This window comes from Paenibacillus sp. IHBB 3054 (assembly GCF_051594305.1).
In the GTDB taxonomy this organism is placed as follows: Bacteria; Bacillota; Bacilli; order Paenibacillales; family Paenibacillaceae; genus Paenibacillus_AQ.
On record NZ_JBOFBG010000006.1, the window covers coordinates 87,859 to 100,838 of the forward strand.

17 protein-coding genes are annotated in these 12,980 nt (G+C 54.7%); 5 read left to right on the top strand and 12 right to left on the bottom strand.

Annotation, left to right across the window (positions count from 1 at the left end; translation table 11 throughout):
• Positions 1-186 precede the first annotated feature (186 nt).
• Complete coding sequence (locus tag ACQ76X_RS09570; protein ID WP_038585239.1) at positions 187-381, bottom strand: YwbE family protein; 195 nt, start codon at positions 379-381, stop codon at positions 187-189.
• Between the two features lie 69 nt (positions 382-450).
• On the opposite strand from ACQ76X_RS09570, the gene ACQ76X_RS09575 reads away from it, so the two are divergent.
• The gene (locus tag ACQ76X_RS09575; RefSeq protein ID WP_438493292.1) at positions 451-753 is read left to right on the top strand and encodes a hypothetical protein; all 303 of its coding nucleotides are present in this window, start codon (positions 451-453) and stop codon (positions 751-753) included.
• A gap of 26 nt (positions 754-779) precedes the next feature.
• Here ACQ76X_RS09575 and sdaAA read toward each other — a convergent pair whose 3' ends face one another.
• From sdaAA to ACQ76X_RS09595, 4 genes are all read right to left on the bottom strand, one after another.
• Positions 780-1,658, bottom strand: coding sequence for an L-serine ammonia-lyase, iron-sulfur-dependent, subunit alpha (gene sdaAA / locus ACQ76X_RS09580; RefSeq protein WP_038585233.1), 879 nt, complete (start codon positions 1,656-1,658; stop codon positions 780-782).
• Positions 1,655-2,365 carry an L-serine ammonia-lyase, iron-sulfur-dependent subunit beta gene (sdaAB, locus tag ACQ76X_RS09585; protein WP_438493294.1) on the bottom strand — a complete coding sequence of 237 codons (711 nt, stop codon included), beginning with the start codon at positions 2,363-2,365 and terminating at the stop codon, positions 1,655-1,657. The genes sdaAA and sdaAB overlap by 4 nt, the downstream gene beginning before the upstream one ends.
• A gap of 143 nt (positions 2,366-2,508) precedes the next feature.
• Positions 2,509-2,925: a GNAT family N-acetyltransferase gene (locus ACQ76X_RS09590; RefSeq protein ID WP_438493296.1), complete on the bottom strand. Its 417-nt coding sequence runs from the start codon at positions 2,923-2,925 to the stop codon at positions 2,509-2,511.
• Positions 2,926-2,948: 23 nt separating this feature from the next.
• Positions 2,949-3,536: a DUF4269 domain-containing protein gene (locus ACQ76X_RS09595; protein ID WP_438493298.1), complete on the bottom strand. Its 588-nt coding sequence runs from the start codon at positions 3,534-3,536 to the stop codon at positions 2,949-2,951.
• Between the two features lie 168 nt (positions 3,537-3,704).
• Between ACQ76X_RS09595 and ACQ76X_RS09600 the strand changes: the two genes are divergently transcribed.
• The gene (locus tag ACQ76X_RS09600) at positions 3,705-4,604 is read left to right on the top strand and encodes an SDR family oxidoreductase (protein WP_438493300.1); all 900 of its coding nucleotides are present in this window, start codon (positions 3,705-3,707) and stop codon (positions 4,602-4,604) included.
• Positions 4,605-4,672: 68 nt separating this feature from the next.
• A complete protein-coding gene (locus ACQ76X_RS09605; RefSeq protein WP_438493301.1) occupies positions 4,673-5,131 on the top strand; it encodes a hypothetical protein in 459 nt (152 codons plus the stop codon).
• A gap of 88 nt (positions 5,132-5,219) precedes the next feature.
• Here ACQ76X_RS09605 and ACQ76X_RS09610 read toward each other — a convergent pair whose 3' ends face one another.
• The 3 genes from ACQ76X_RS09610 to ACQ76X_RS09620 form a co-directional block, all read right to left on the bottom strand.
• Positions 5,220-7,031 carry an NAD(P)H-hydrate dehydratase gene (locus ACQ76X_RS09610; RefSeq protein WP_438493303.1) on the bottom strand — a complete coding sequence of 604 codons (1,812 nt, stop codon included), beginning with the start codon at positions 7,029-7,031 and terminating at the stop codon, positions 5,220-5,222.
• A gap of 173 nt (positions 7,032-7,204) precedes the next feature.
• Positions 7,205-7,837: an NAD(P)-dependent oxidoreductase gene (locus ACQ76X_RS09615; RefSeq protein WP_438493305.1), complete on the bottom strand. Its 633-nt coding sequence runs from the start codon at positions 7,835-7,837 to the stop codon at positions 7,205-7,207.
• A gap of 154 nt (positions 7,838-7,991) precedes the next feature.
• On the bottom strand, positions 7,992-8,405 hold the full coding sequence (locus tag ACQ76X_RS09620; protein ID WP_438493306.1) for a GNAT family N-acetyltransferase: 414 nt from the start codon (positions 8,403-8,405) through the stop codon (positions 7,992-7,994).
• A gap of 271 nt (positions 8,406-8,676) precedes the next feature.
• Between ACQ76X_RS09620 and ACQ76X_RS09625 the strand changes: the two genes are divergently transcribed.
• Positions 8,677-8,985 carry a hypothetical protein gene (locus ACQ76X_RS09625; protein WP_438493308.1) on the top strand — a complete coding sequence of 103 codons (309 nt, stop codon included), beginning with the start codon at positions 8,677-8,679 and terminating at the stop codon, positions 8,983-8,985.
• 205 nt (positions 8,986-9,190) lie between these two features.
• On the opposite strand, the gene ACQ76X_RS09630 is transcribed toward ACQ76X_RS09625, so the two are convergent.
• The 4 genes from ACQ76X_RS09630 to ACQ76X_RS09645 form a co-directional block, all read right to left on the bottom strand.
• The gene (locus ACQ76X_RS09630) at positions 9,191-9,412 is read right to left on the bottom strand and encodes a YezD family protein (RefSeq protein WP_038585204.1); all 222 of its coding nucleotides are present in this window, start codon (positions 9,410-9,412) and stop codon (positions 9,191-9,193) included.
• A 104-nt stretch (positions 9,413-9,516) separates the two neighbouring features.
• Positions 9,517-10,380, bottom strand: coding sequence for a sulfate ABC transporter permease subunit CysW (cysW, locus tag ACQ76X_RS09635; protein WP_340895193.1), 864 nt, complete (start codon positions 10,378-10,380; stop codon positions 9,517-9,519).
• Between the two features lie 94 nt (positions 10,381-10,474).
• The gene (gene cysT, locus ACQ76X_RS09640) at positions 10,475-11,314 is read right to left on the bottom strand and encodes a sulfate ABC transporter permease subunit CysT (protein WP_038585200.1); all 840 of its coding nucleotides are present in this window, start codon (positions 11,312-11,314) and stop codon (positions 10,475-10,477) included.
• A gap of 140 nt (positions 11,315-11,454) precedes the next feature.
• The gene (locus tag ACQ76X_RS09645) at positions 11,455-12,570 is read right to left on the bottom strand and encodes a sulfate ABC transporter substrate-binding protein (protein WP_438493311.1); all 1,116 of its coding nucleotides are present in this window, start codon (positions 12,568-12,570) and stop codon (positions 11,455-11,457) included.
• Positions 12,571-12,663: 93 nt separating this feature from the next.
• Here ACQ76X_RS09645 and ACQ76X_RS09650 point away from each other — a divergent pair, with 93 nt between their 5' ends.
• A complete protein-coding gene (locus ACQ76X_RS09650; protein WP_038585195.1) occupies positions 12,664-12,915 on the top strand; it encodes a hypothetical protein in 252 nt (83 codons plus the stop codon).
• Positions 12,916-12,980 lie beyond the last annotated feature (65 nt).

Genomic DNA, 12,980 nt, shown 5'->3' on the forward strand with positions numbered 1-12,980 from the left:
TATAACACGATCTATTGTATTGTCCAATTCAAGCAGAACTTTCTCTTCTCTTTAATGATCAACACCAAGTGCCTGAACAACAATAAACGCTCCTTCCGCCGGTGGCTGCTGTGCTGTTGGGCAACAGTAGCCAGGCGAGAGGAGCGCTATTGAAAGTTAAAGATAGGGATGCAACGACTTTTTCATTCAGCTGGTAATATTCTTAACCCGGCCGACTTGTCCGTCCGTCAGCCGCACCTTGATGCCGTGCGGATGGCGGGGCGAATTGGTCAAAATATCTTTGACCGTGCCATGCGTAAGTTTGCCTGTTGGCTGGTCTTGCTTGAGTACAATATCCACCTCAAGTCCGGGGCGGATGTCTGCTCTGGATTGCCCGCTCATGATGTTCTCCCCTTTCATAGGTTATAATGGAGTCAACAATTACTGAAAAGAATAGGGATGAGGATAGCTATGGCCTTCGGAATTAACAGAGAAGAATTAACCCGGTGGAAACAAGCAGTCTCGGCAGGAGAGATCGCTTTTCTGACGCATTATTGGATTGACCCGCGCTTTCCGGGAATTACTACAGTGACTAAAGTAGGCTGCAGTGACCTGCCCCGTCTAAAACGCTGGTGTAAGGAAAATGGTCTTCCGCCGCAGTATATCCACAACCGCAAACCCTTCCCCCATTTCGATCTTATGGGTCCGAAACAGCCGGAAATACTCCGGCAGGAGGGATTATGGGAGCAGTTGGAGCGGTTCCGCATGATTTGAAATAATACCGTATTTGCGTGGCCCGATTACTTCTTGTTCCGCAGATCCTTCATAATCTGGCGCCCGGTAGGGGTCTGAGCCAAGCCGCCCCCTGCCGTTTCACGGTGCTTCTCGGGCATAGCGGAACCGACTTCCAGCATTACCTTGATCACTTCGTCCGAAGGGATTACGCTGCGCACGCCGGCCAGCGCCATATCCGCTGCGGCGAGTGCCGTAACGGCACCAAAGCCGTTGCGCACAATGCAGGGAATTTCCACAAGGCCACCCACAGGATCACAGATTAGGCCGAGTGTATTTTTGAGTGCCAGACCGACAGCATGCACTGCCTGTGCCGGGGTTCCGCCGCGCAGCTCGGTCAGCGCTCCCGCAGCCATCCCGATCGCCGAACCAACCTCTGCCTGGCAGCCGCCTTCCGCACCGGATACAAAGGAGTTATTGGCGATCACATAACCAATGGCACCGGCGGCGAACAAGCCCGACACCATATAATCATCGTCCCAGCCAAACCGCTCCTGGCAGCTGAGAAATACACCGGGAATGATTCCGCAGGAGCCTGCGGTCGGTGTGGCAATAATGCGGCCCATGGACGCATTCACTTCAGATACAGCCAGCGCATAGGCCATCGCGGTACCGGCAGATCCGCCAAGACACGGTTCATCCGCCGCATTGTAGGCAGCAACCCGCTGCGCATCAAGGCCGGTCAGACCGCTGCGCGAGGTGGTATCTTCGTGCATGCCGCGGTGCACCGCCTCTTTCATCACTCCGTAGTACTGGCTCATCGTGGCGAACTCCTGCTCTGTGGAACGTCCGGACTCTGCGCTCTGCTCCTCAAGCATAAGCTGGCCGATACCCAAACCCCGTTCCTCGCATAGTACCGCCAACTGGCTTAATGTTTGAAAATTCATGATGAGCTATCCTTCCCTTTCTTTACTTGCGTTGGTTCGTTTAAATCAACAACCTTCACCGACTTCACGGACGGCAGGCCCACCAGATCCTTGAGCAGTTCTGCTGTGGCTGGCTCATCCAGCTCCAGCACTGTCAAAGCCGCACCGCTGCGGTTCTTGCGGTCCAGGGACATATGCCCGATATTAAACTGGCCTTTGCGCATCACATCGGTAACACTCGCGAGTACTCCCAAATAGTCCATATGGTTAATCAGCACTGTAGGATACATTCCCGTAAGCTTTACCCCGAAGCCGTCGATATCTACAATTTCAATATTGCCGCCGCCAATCGAGATCCCCGTAAGCGTCATTTCTGTTCCGGTCTCCCGGCCGACAAGACGCAAGCGAACCGTATTGGGGTGGGGGAACAGCCCCGTTCCCTGCCGGAAGGAAATTTCCATCCCATCCTCTTGCGCAAGCTCGATAGAATCAGGCAGACGGTGGTCATCCGTAGCGAAATCCAGCAGGCCACCGGCAATTGCCCGGTCTGTGCCATGCCCCTGATAGGTTGCGGCAAAGGAACCGAAGAAAATGACCTCAGCCTCGCCCGGCACTTCACCAAGCACCTGACGGGCTGCTCTGCCAATCCGGGCCGCTCCCGCAGTATGCGAACTGGAAGGCCCGACCATCGCCGGGCCGATAATTGAGAATACATCTTTAAAGCGCATAGTTCAGATCGCCACCTATCAAAATTCGACAATATACTCACATATATTATACTGCACGAATGCAGAAGCTACACTATTACATTGGTATGTCACCTTACGATAGATCATTATCAGGACCGTTGCTCTGAAATCTCTCCGCCTGATCAAGTATCCTGTGAGAAAAGAACAATCCCGTCCCGTTCCTGCCAGCCGATGCCCGACCAGAAGCTGCGGCCCAGCTCATTCCCCTCAATAACCATCAAGTGGCATTTCACAATGCCGGCTTCCCGCAATCTGCCTAGACATCGGGAGACCAGTTCACGGCCAACTCCTGCTCCGCGGCATTCTCCGCTGACAGCTACATGATACATATATCCTCTCCGCCCGTCATGTCCGCACATTGCAGTCCCGGCAATTTTGCCCGCTTCATTTTCGCAGACGAGACTCAGTCCGGGGTTGCGCTCCAGATAACGAACAATTTCTTCCCGGGAGTCAGCCTGGCTGAGGTTCATGCCTGTAGTATTCCCCCATAAAAAATAAGCTTCCTCATAATCATCTGCAACCATTGCTCTGTACTTCAATATTCCTCCCCCGTTTCCATTGTTCATTGTATGTAGGGATAAGCCTTCTTGCACATGTATTCCAGCTCCTCTTGACGAAGCCTGCCAAGGCGCAGCAGCGCCTCATAAGGATCGCCTTCCAGCTTCAGTAGTCTCGCAAAAGCCGGTTCCGTCTTCATTCCGCCTGACTTCAGCAAAATAATCTCTTCGCGGAAACTTTCTCCCAGCAGATCCAATATCCGTCCCTCTACCAGCATATGCAGCCAAGCGTTTTGCTGCCGCGCTGGCTTGGCTTGCCCGAACAATTCAATCGGCCAACTTCCGGCATGAAAATTAATCTTGGTGCGTGTTATTCCCCCAACCACCCGGGTTACGGCGGAATATCCGGTCCACTGCCCGAAATAACCGTGAACCTCGGCGGTAAAGCGCACGGGGTCATGTACCTCGCAGATCAGATCGAGATCGCTGCCTTCCACTTGAATTCCCAGAGGTATCGTACCTGCAAGCAGCGGATCATAGTCCGCAAGAAGCTCCATAATCCGCAGTTCCTGAAGCAGATTGTATACCTCTCGTTGAAGTACCGTGCCTTGCTGCAAATAGGCAATATTGAACCAGTTCACACGATCCGCCATACGTTCCTCCCAGGTAATATATCATAATTTTTTTCATAGAATGCAAGATTTGTCCCCCTGATAATTGCCCGCTTCAAATGCCGGATTCACACTGCAGGAGCGCACGCTTTTCTGGGCGCATGCATAAAAATATACGGAATGACAGCATCCAAGGAGGAAACCTGCGATATGAATCCCACTTACCCCTATTATGGGGAACAGACGGTATGCCGCAAGCAGCCCATTGCCTTTCCGCCGCAGCATCAGAACCGCCAGCCGGGCCTTGAAAGTCTGATGAACCCCCGCCCGATTAGCGAAAATCCCGAGAGCTTCGGCAGCCGAAAGCTGGAAGGCAAGGTGGCGCTGATTACCGGAGGAGACAGCGGCATCGGCAAGGCGGCGGCCATCGCATTTGCCAGGGAAGGGGCGGATGTAGCCATTGCCTATCTGTACGAAGCCTCGGACGCCGAAGTCACACAGCGGCGCATTGAACAATTGGGCCGCCGCTGCCTGCGGATTGAAACTGATTTGCGGCATAAGCAAAACTGCTTCCAGGCCGTAGAGCAGACAGTACAGACCTTTGGCAAGCTGGATATCCTCGTCAATAACCATGGCGTGCAGTATCCGCAGAAGAGTATTCTCGATATTTCAGAAGAACAGCTGCTCCAGACTTTTCATACTAACATTATTCCGTTCTTTTACCTGACACAGGCCGCACTGCCGCATTTGAAAAAAGGCAGCTCGATCATTAACACCGCCTCAATCACCGCTTACCAGGGCCACAAAGAGCTCATCGATTATTCAGCCACCAAAGGTGCCATCGTCACCTTTACACGCTCTCTTGCCCTTTCGCTCGCCGATACCGGTATCCGTGTCAACAGTGTCGCCCCCGGGCCGGTCTGGACACCGCTCATTCCCTCCAGCTACTCCGCTGCCGAGGTCAGCGTCTTCGGAACGGATACTCCGCTCCGGCGTGCGGCTCAGTCTTATGAATTGGCCGGAACCTATGTCTATCTGGCCAGTTCCGATTCTTCTTATGTCACAGGCACATGTATTCATGTTAATGGAGGGGACATGGTCACAAGCTGAGCTGCCGCCGATAGAGGCCCTGAGTCCGCCGTAGTAGCGTTAATCCCACCCTGAAAGGAAGTTTTAGGATGAATAAAATCAAGGATTACGATCTTCCGTCCGTCCGCCTATCCGCAGGCATGTACGCACTGGCGAAACTCTCCGCCGCCGGTCTGACCTTTATGCTCGTCTCCCTGCTGATGCTGTTCTTTCCGCACGAAGGCGGAGTGCCGGAAGGCTGGCCGATATCGGTGCCCTATGCCATTTACGCTTATGGACTGCCGGCGGCATTGCTGGCAGATCTGCTGCTGCGCATGTTCCGTTCGTCTTCGCTTGGACCTTCACTGGTCCTGTATGCGGCGGCCGGCTTTGGCGCAGGTCTGTGGCTGGCCTCGGAGCAGGGCGGAGAAGCCATGACCTGCGGCATCTACGGCATAGCTGTACTTCTGGTATTCCGGCTCGCCCAGGTAGCCGGCGAGCGGCAGCCGCTGCTGCTTCCCGTATTCGCGCTATTTATTCCGCTGCTCTGCCTGCTGCTGCTGCTCTAGCCTGCAGGCAGTTCCACCGGGTGCCGGACCGACATGCATCCGGCACGATGCATAGTGTGATCAGGCTTCTCTACACAGCTTCCTGCAATCAGAGTGCTTCAATAATATCCCCGGCAATTAATGCCGCCGGATGATGCCGCAAGCGGGCTGCCCGTTCCCCGGCCAGTCCGTGCAGATACACACCAAAAGCCGCAGCCTGTGCGGCATTCAGCCCCTGAGCCAGCAGTCCGGAAATGATGCCTGTCAGCACATCGCCCGCTCCGCCGGTTCCCATACCCGGATGGCCTGTGACATTTACATAGGCTTGTCCTTCAGGCGTTGCAATAACTGTATGCGCCCCTTTCAGCACAAGCACCACGCCATGCTCCCGGGCATAGTCCAATGCCAGACCGATCCGGTCGCGCTGCACTTCAGCCGTGGCAAGACCTGCCAGCCGGGCCATTTCTCCCGGATGCGGCGTCAAGATCACAGGCCCCCGGCGGGTCCAGGAGCTGTAACCGGCATCAGCCAGGATGTTCAAAGCATCGGCATCAATGACCAGGGGCGTTTCCGTCCCCTCCCAAATCGTGCGAAGCCAATCCGTATCGCCCTCGAACCGGCCAAGGCCAGGACCAACGGCGATAACCTCCTTTCCGGCACCCAGCCGCAGCACCTCGGCGGCCGTGCCTGCTTTCCAGGTGCCATCCTCTGCGCTGCCGGCTGCAGCCAGCATAATTTCAGGAGCGGCACCGATCACATAGGGCAGCAGCCCGCCGGGCAATGCCCAGGTAACCAAGCCGCAACCCGCCCGCAGCGCAGCCCGGGCGGAGAGCAGGCCTGCACCGCTCATGGCTAGGCTTCCGCCGGCCAGCAGGACATGCCCGTAAGTGCCCTTGTGGCCTTCGGGCGAACGGCTGCGTGACACGTCGATCTGAAGACGTGTCCGCAGCACCTCCGGCGTCAGCAGGCAAGCCTGCACGCCGTGTTCCCGGGCCAAGGCAGCCGGAATGCCGATGGAGCGGACCACCACATGCCCGGCTGCTCCCGCGCCGGGATATTGCACCAGCCCGCGTTTGAGAAACGCGAGGCAGACTGTCACTGCTGCATGAATGCACGGCTCATGCAGCTCGCCCGTGTCCGCGTTCAGCCCGCTCGGGATGTCCGCGGACACCACCGGTTTGCCGCTGCCGTTCGCGGCGGCAATCAGCTCCGCATAGGCACCGCGCGGGGCTCCCGCGCTGCCGGTGCCGAGCAGCGCATCCACGATGCCGCTGCATGCGGCAAAGTCCAGCCGGTCCACGCCGTAGATGGCGGCGGGCAGGCCCATGGCTGCAGCGGCATCCCGCTGCAGTGCGGCTTCGCCGGCCAGCGACTCCGGCGCAGCCGCGTACACCAGCGTGACGGCGATGCCCGCCTCACGCAGATGCCTGGCGGCGGCGAGGCCGTCGCCGCCGTTATTGCCTTTGCCGACGAGAATCAGCCAGTGCTCGGCTTCGGCAGAGTCCAGGGTCAGCGCGGTATCGCCGCTGACCCTAAACCCCGGCGGCTGAATCCCCGGGCCGCCGCTTCCCTGGATGGCAGCAACGCCTCTGCCGCTGCCACGCCCTGCTCCCGGTTCCTCGCCGCCGCCACGCCCCACATCCGTTCTCACGTCTCTGCCATTCTCTGCACCCGGTCCCGCGTCTATATGGCCGCCGCGCCCCGCTATATCTGCATCAGCCCAGCCGCCTCCCGCTCCGGCCCGTCCACCGTTCCGGTCCTCTCTGCCTGCGCCTCCGCCGTGCCTGCTCCGGCACAGCGCAATAACCTCCTCGGCGATGGCCCGACCCGCATTCTCCATCAGCGCAACCGCCGGAATGCTTAAACCCTCAATCGTTATGCGGTCCAATTGCCGCATCTGCTCAGCAGTTACCAGATCCATGACTCGCACCCCTTTCGCTACATTTCCATCGCAACAATAAAGGGTAAGCCTTACGGCATAAAATGCAATAAGTCTTACCCTTTGCGCATAGCCGGAATCCACTGCCCCGGCACTGTATCGGTCCTGTTGTTCAGTTCAAGGCAGTCTTACAACTGCTTCTGTACCCAGCTCAATTAATATGCTACCGTAAATCTCTCCCGGCTGAAATTGCCTTCCTCCAGCTCATCAATGACCGCCACGGCGAAATCCTCCACGCTGATGCTGCTCTCGCCATTTTCATCCACGATAAGCCGGTCCAGTCCGATGCGGAACATGCCTGTCCGCCGTCCCGGGACGATGACCGCAGGCGGACTGATATACGTATAATCAAGTGCCGAGCCTCTATAAATTTCATAGGCGTTGGCATGTGCGGCAGCCAGCGGCCGCAGCTCCTCGGGGAATTCGTCCGTGTCCATCAGCCACTCTCCCGATTCCGTCTTCAGACTGCCCGCTCCGCCGACGATCATCAGCCGTTCCACCCCGGCTATACGCATCCCCTCCAGCAGCGAATCCGCTGCGCCAAGCAGATCATTTTCCCGCCCGGAATCCGGTCCAAACGCACTGATGACTTCCCCGTGCCCGCCAACTACGGCAGCTACCGAGGAAGGATTCAGGATATCAACGGTGGCAATCTGCAGCCGCTCATGCTCGATTTGCAGCGAATCCGGATGGCGGACGGCTGCGGTTACTTCGTGTTTTCTTTTTAGTGCTTCCTGTACAATTGCTTTTCCCAGCGTCCCCGACGCACCTAGCACAACAACATCCATCTCTAGTTTTCCTCGCTTTCTCAAGCCCTAATTCTAATTTATCCCATAGTGGCGTTCTGAAACTCTTCGGGTAGAAGCAGCATTCAAATACCCCCACTAGGTGGGGGTCGGCCAGCCTCACTATCATAAGATTACAATCTTCCATTCCGGCCAGCTACCGCCGCAAGAACATCCCTTGCGAATAAGGCATTACCGGAAAAAAACCATACTGATCATACAGCTTCGAAGCATTCCCGTCAGCAATGAGGCTAACATACGACGGATTGGGCACCGTATCCAGGAATGCCCTGATCTCACCCATAATGACTTTCCCGAAGCCACGCCCTTGACGGGAGGGCTTGACGGCAATATCCGTCACCTGAAAGAAACAGCCTCCGTCCCCGATGACGCGCCCCATCCCTACCAGCATGTCCTCTTCATAGAGGGATACTGCATAACAAGAACGCGGAAGTCCGGTCTTAGCTCCCTCTATACTCATCGGACTAAGTCCTGCCTCAACCCGCAGCGCCAGATATTGCTCCACCGAGGGGCATTCATGTCTAATTTCTACTTTTTCTGCTGCATCCATACGGTCCTTCCCTTCTCGTTCCTACTAACGGTCTCAGGATCTGCAATGCTGTTACCAATATATACTTAAGCATTGATTTCAAGCAAGGCCGGGTAACCGGCTGACGGAATGGGTACATGCGGAGATTTGAAACGTTGAAGAATTCTGACGTAACAGAACTAATAAATTGTTTAGAAAAGCATTAATATTATTCTCAGCCTGCATCCCGGGGTAACCTAGAGATAAAGCCAAATATTCACAATATCATAAAGAAAGGATTGGTGAAACACTCATGTCTTCTCTGGGGAAATTATTGAAATGGGGGACTTTCACTTATGAAGCGTTCCTGGCCCTGCCGATCATTGGAGGGGTGTTCGTTGTAGCCAATGCATGGGTCCCGCTCGGCATCGCCTTTTTGCTGCACGCAGTGGCTGTTATAATCATGCTTAAGGAACGGGGGCCTTTTATCGGCAACGTCATTGGTATCATTACCTCGATAGTCGCTCTAATTCCGATCGTTGGCTGGATCATGCATGTGATCACGGCGATAGTCTTACTGCTCGAAGGCCTCTCCTCTTCCCGTCGAAGACCGCGTTATTAAGGCAATACTACCTTGAAAGGATAACTCTTCAGCGCTGCCTTCAACTGGGGATCAGGTATACAAACATGTGGAATTGATGTGCTCTATCGAGGTTCCGGCAGAACTGAAGCATATCACTGACAAATTATCTTTTGACGAATGGGAAACCTTAATTAAATAAAAAAAAGAAAGACCTTCAACTGATGGAGGTCTTTCTTTATACCTTCTATCCTCGTCCCGCAGAACGGGTATCGGTGCGCCGGCTTCCGGTCTCTCCACTATATCGTGCATTTGCAGTGCTGTTCTCGAAACGTTTGCGTTCCGTACGCTCCATCTGTACTATCTGACCTTCATGCACCACGATGTGCAATGAGCCAAACTCCATGTCATCCAGAAGTCCTGCAATCCGCGTCAGCCATACCTCATCCACTTTCAGTGGCTTAACCATTCTCCAGCCTCCCTTTCCCCGGACAGGGGATGTTCTCCGCCTTTAATCCCGTTATTACCAACTTGTTTACTAAGATTTAACTTAGCATGGAACTAAAAGAGCTGTCAATGAGCATTTTTTCGTAACAGCCAGCTTTTGATGATCATCGTTACCAAGGCGAGCAGCAGCAGCAATGAAGCCACCGCGAACGATGCCGAAAATTGATATTCATTATACAAAATCTCGACATGCAGCGGCAGCGTATTCGTTTCTCCGCGGATATGCCCGGAGACTACCGATACCGCGCCGAACTCGCCCATAGCACGGGCATTACAGAGAATAATCCCGTACAGCAAACCCCATTTAATATTGGGCAGTGTCACACGCCAGAAAATCTGCCAGCCGTGCGCCCCCAGCGTAATCGCCGCTTCTTCCTCCTGTGTACCTTGATCTTCCATCAGGGGAATCAGCTCACGGGCCACAAAAGGGAACGTCACAAACAGCGTAGCCAGCACAATGCCCGGGAGCGCAAATACGATCTTGATATCATGGTCGCTGAGCCAGGATCCGAACCAGCCATGCGCGCCGAACACCAGAATAAAGATCAGCCCGCCGATGACCGGTGACACGGCGAACGGCAGATCAATTAAGGTAATGAGGAAGCCTTTGCCGCGAAAACGGAATTTGGTCACTGCCCAGGCGGCCGCCACGCCAAAGATTGTATTCAGCGGGACGGTAATCGCGGCCACCAGCAGCGTCAGCCGCAGCGCCGAAGCGGCGTCAGGATCACTCAGCGCGGCCCAGTAGACATCCCACCCCCTCTTCAGCGCTTCTGTCAGCACGACGATCAGCGGCAGGGCGATCAGCCAGAACAGCACCAGCCCGGCAGCGGCAATCAGCACCCACTTCACCGCAGGAGATTCGTTCGTCGCAGGCGAGGATACGCTGCTCTTCCGCCCTGGAGCGAGCATCGGCACAGTACCGGCCATAATTATTCCTCCTAAATTTTTGTGAGCGTTACTTCACTGAATTGGCTTCGACAAAAATCGCTTCGAAAGCATACGCTTAAGTTTTGCACTTCCCCTATCGTGAGCTTTTGCGGGCCCAGCGCTGCAGCAGGTTAATCACGAACAGCATCAGGAAGGAGATCAGCAGGAGAAGAAGCGCCACCGCTGTGGCTCCGGCATAATCGAATTGCTCCAGCTTGGTCATAATGAGCAGCGGGGCAATCTCTGTTCTCATCGGCATGTTGCCGGAGATGAATACCACTGACCCGTATTCTCCGATCCCCCGGGCAAAAGCCAGTGCAAAGCCGGTGAGCAGCGCAGGGAACAGCTCCGGCAGCACAATCCGCAGAAAGGTCCGCCAGCGGCCTGCCCCCAGCGTCGCGGCGGCTTCTTCCATGTCCCTGTCCAGATCCTCCAGCACGGGCTGTACGGTGCGGACAACAAACGGAATGCCGATAAACATCAGCGCAAGCGTGATGCCCAGCGGCGTGAAGGCAACCTTCAGGCCGAGCGGCTCCAGAAGGGAGCCGATCCAGCCATTCTGTGAGTAAAGTGCTGTCAACGAGACACCCGCTACGGCTGTCGGCAGTGCAAACGGGAGATCGATCAGGGCGTCGAATACTCTTTTTCCCGGAAACTCATAGCGTACCAGCACCCATGCCAGCAGCAGTCCCAGAAAAGCATTCGTCAAAGCTGCCGCTGCCGCAGTGCTCAGGCTGACCCGGTAAGAAGCCAGGACGCGCGGATCTGTGGCTACATCCCAGAATTTAGCCCAGCTGAGCCCGGTGGAGTTGAAGAGCAGCGCCGAGAGCGGCAGCAGGACAACGAGACTCAAATACAGCACACTGTAGCCCATCGTAAGCCCGAAGCCGGGCAGCACCTTGCGCCGCACCGCAGCCGTAGTAGTGACATTCATTTACGTATTCATCCTTTCCTGCCTTCAGCTTATGGGCTGATCAGCACCCTTCACGGGACGAGCTTTCCGAAGCGTATCTTTACAGACTGCGGCTCTATCACCAGCATCGAGATATAAATGACCCGCACTTAAAGTAAGAGTTAGCTGCCCGGTACATAAATCTTGTCGAAAATGCCTCCGTCATTGAAATGTTTCTCCTGCGTTTCTTTCCAGGTGCCGAATTTATCAGCCAGCGTAAACAGCTTGATGTCCGGGAATTGGTCCTTGAATTGCTCCTTCACACTTTCCAGTGTGGGGCGGTAGTAGTTCTCTGCAGCTATTTTTTGACCTTCTTCGGTGTAGAGATATTTCAGATAAGCCTCGGATACCTCACGTGTCCCTCTTTTATCCACAACCTTGTCGACAACGGCAACCGGAGGTTCAGCCAGAATGCTCTCGGAAGGATTCACAATTTCAAATTTGTCCAGCCCCAGCTCTTTGATGGACAGATAGGCTTCATTCTCCCAGGCAATCAGCACATCACCGATTCCGCGTTCCACAAAGGTTGTCGTAGAACCACGCGCCCCGGTATCCAGTACCGGCACATGCTTGAACAGCTCCTGCACAAATTCCTGTGCTTTGGCTTCGTCATTATTGTTGTGGTCGAGCGCATAGCCCCAAGCCGCCAGATAGTTCCAGCGTGCACCACCGGAGGTTTTCGGATTCGGTGTAATCACCTCTACACCTTCCTTAAGCAAATCCGGCCAGTCCTTTATGCCCTTCGGATTGCCTTTGCGCACGAGGAAAACAATAGTCGACGTATAGGGCGAACTGTTAAGCTCAAATTTATTTTGCCAGCCTTCATTGATGAGTCCTGTTTCCTGCAAAGCATCAATGTCATATCCAAGCGCCAGCGTGACTACATCCGCTTCCAGACCGTCAATAACGGCACGGCTTTGTTTGCCTGACCCGCCATGGGACTGCTTGATCGTTACTTTCTGGCCAGTTTCCTGCTCCCAATAAGCCGAAAAAGCCTTGTTGTAGCTCTCATAAAGCTCACGTGTAGGATCATAGGATACATTCAGCAGCTCTACCGGATCTTTAGACGGTGCTTTGGTCGCTTCTGCCGTTGCCGCCGCATTGGTGCTCTCCGGCGTACCGGTTGCTGCACCTGCGCTGTCGTTCGTATTGTTAGTATTACTTCCGCAAGCAGTAAGCCCTGCCGTCAACAATAGTGTAAATCCGGCGAGCAGCCCCTTCTTGATCCCTTTCTTCATCACAATCACTCCCCCATATTTTCTCTTAACTAGATGATTGCTGAACTCTTCATGCGCTAATTTCTGCAAAAAAGGACGGAGGAAGGCCCACGTATGGCAGGTCAAATCGGTCCTGAAAGACACGTATCTGCGAGCCTGAAGCGGGCGTTCCTCCGTCTGTACGGTAAGAACTATTATTCAATTATTCCTACCCATTTAGTAGGTTATAAAGACATAATACTGAAAGCTCCTTACCCTGTCAAACCTTTTTTTAGAAAAAGACGGCAATCAGACATTCTCCGGCTGAGCGGCAGCAAGTGGCGGCCGTTCCTGCAAGATCCACTTGTCATTAAAGCTCTAAAGTAATAAGATTGCTACATCTAATAGGGGAAAAAGAGAGAGTGGAAATCACCGCAAAATGTCGGAGGAGA

What these genes read in the sequence shown, in the direction of transcription:
- ACQ76X_RS09650 (WP_038585195.1), top strand. Translation starts at nt 12,664, where the DNA reads ATGGCAGGTCAAATCGGTCCTGAAAGACACGTATCTGCGAGCCTGAAG.
- ACQ76X_RS09605 (WP_438493301.1), top strand. Translation starts at nt 4,673, where the DNA reads ATGAATAAAATCAAGGATTACGATCTTCCGTCCGTCCGCCTATCCGCA.
- ACQ76X_RS09570 (WP_038585239.1), bottom strand. Translation starts at nt 381, where the DNA reads ATGAGCGGGCAATCCAGAGCAGACATCCGCCCCGGACTTGAGGTGGAT.
- cysT (WP_038585200.1), bottom strand. Translation starts at nt 11,314, where the DNA reads ATGAATGTCACTACTACGGCTGCGGTGCGGCGCAAGGTGCTGCCCGGC.
- ACQ76X_RS09595 (WP_438493298.1), bottom strand. Translation starts at nt 3,536, where the DNA reads ATGGCGGATCGTGTGAACTGGTTCAATATTGCCTATTTGCAGCAAGGC.
- cysW (WP_340895193.1), bottom strand. Translation starts at nt 10,380, where the DNA reads ATGGCCGGTACTGTGCCGATGCTCGCTCCAGGGCGGAAGAGCAGCGTA.
- sdaAA (WP_038585233.1), bottom strand. Translation starts at nt 1,658, where the DNA reads ATGAATTTTCAAACATTAAGCCAGTTGGCGGTACTATGCGAGGAACGG.
- ACQ76X_RS09610 (WP_438493303.1), bottom strand. Translation starts at nt 7,031, where the DNA reads ATGGATCTGGTAACTGCTGAGCAGATGCGGCAATTGGACCGCATAACG.
- ACQ76X_RS09645 (WP_438493311.1), bottom strand. Translation starts at nt 12,570, where the DNA reads ATGAAGAAAGGGATCAAGAAGGGGCTGCTCGCCGGATTTACACTATTG.
- ACQ76X_RS09630 (WP_038585204.1), bottom strand. Translation starts at nt 9,412, where the DNA reads ATGGTTAAGCCACTGAAAGTGGATGAGGTATGGCTGACGCGGATTGCA.
- ACQ76X_RS09620 (WP_438493306.1), bottom strand. Translation starts at nt 8,405, where the DNA reads ATGGATGCAGCAGAAAAAGTAGAAATTAGACATGAATGCCCCTCGGTG.
- sdaAB (WP_438493294.1), bottom strand. Translation starts at nt 2,365, where the DNA reads ATGCGCTTTAAAGATGTATTCTCAATTATCGGCCCGGCGATGGTCGGG.
- ACQ76X_RS09575 (WP_438493292.1), top strand. Translation starts at nt 451, where the DNA reads ATGGCCTTCGGAATTAACAGAGAAGAATTAACCCGGTGGAAACAAGCA.
- ACQ76X_RS09600 (WP_438493300.1), top strand. Translation starts at nt 3,705, where the DNA reads ATGAATCCCACTTACCCCTATTATGGGGAACAGACGGTATGCCGCAAG.
- ACQ76X_RS09625 (WP_438493308.1), top strand. Translation starts at nt 8,677, where the DNA reads ATGTCTTCTCTGGGGAAATTATTGAAATGGGGGACTTTCACTTATGAA.
- ACQ76X_RS09615 (WP_438493305.1), bottom strand. Translation starts at nt 7,837, where the DNA reads ATGGATGTTGTTGTGCTAGGTGCGTCGGGGACGCTGGGAAAAGCAATT.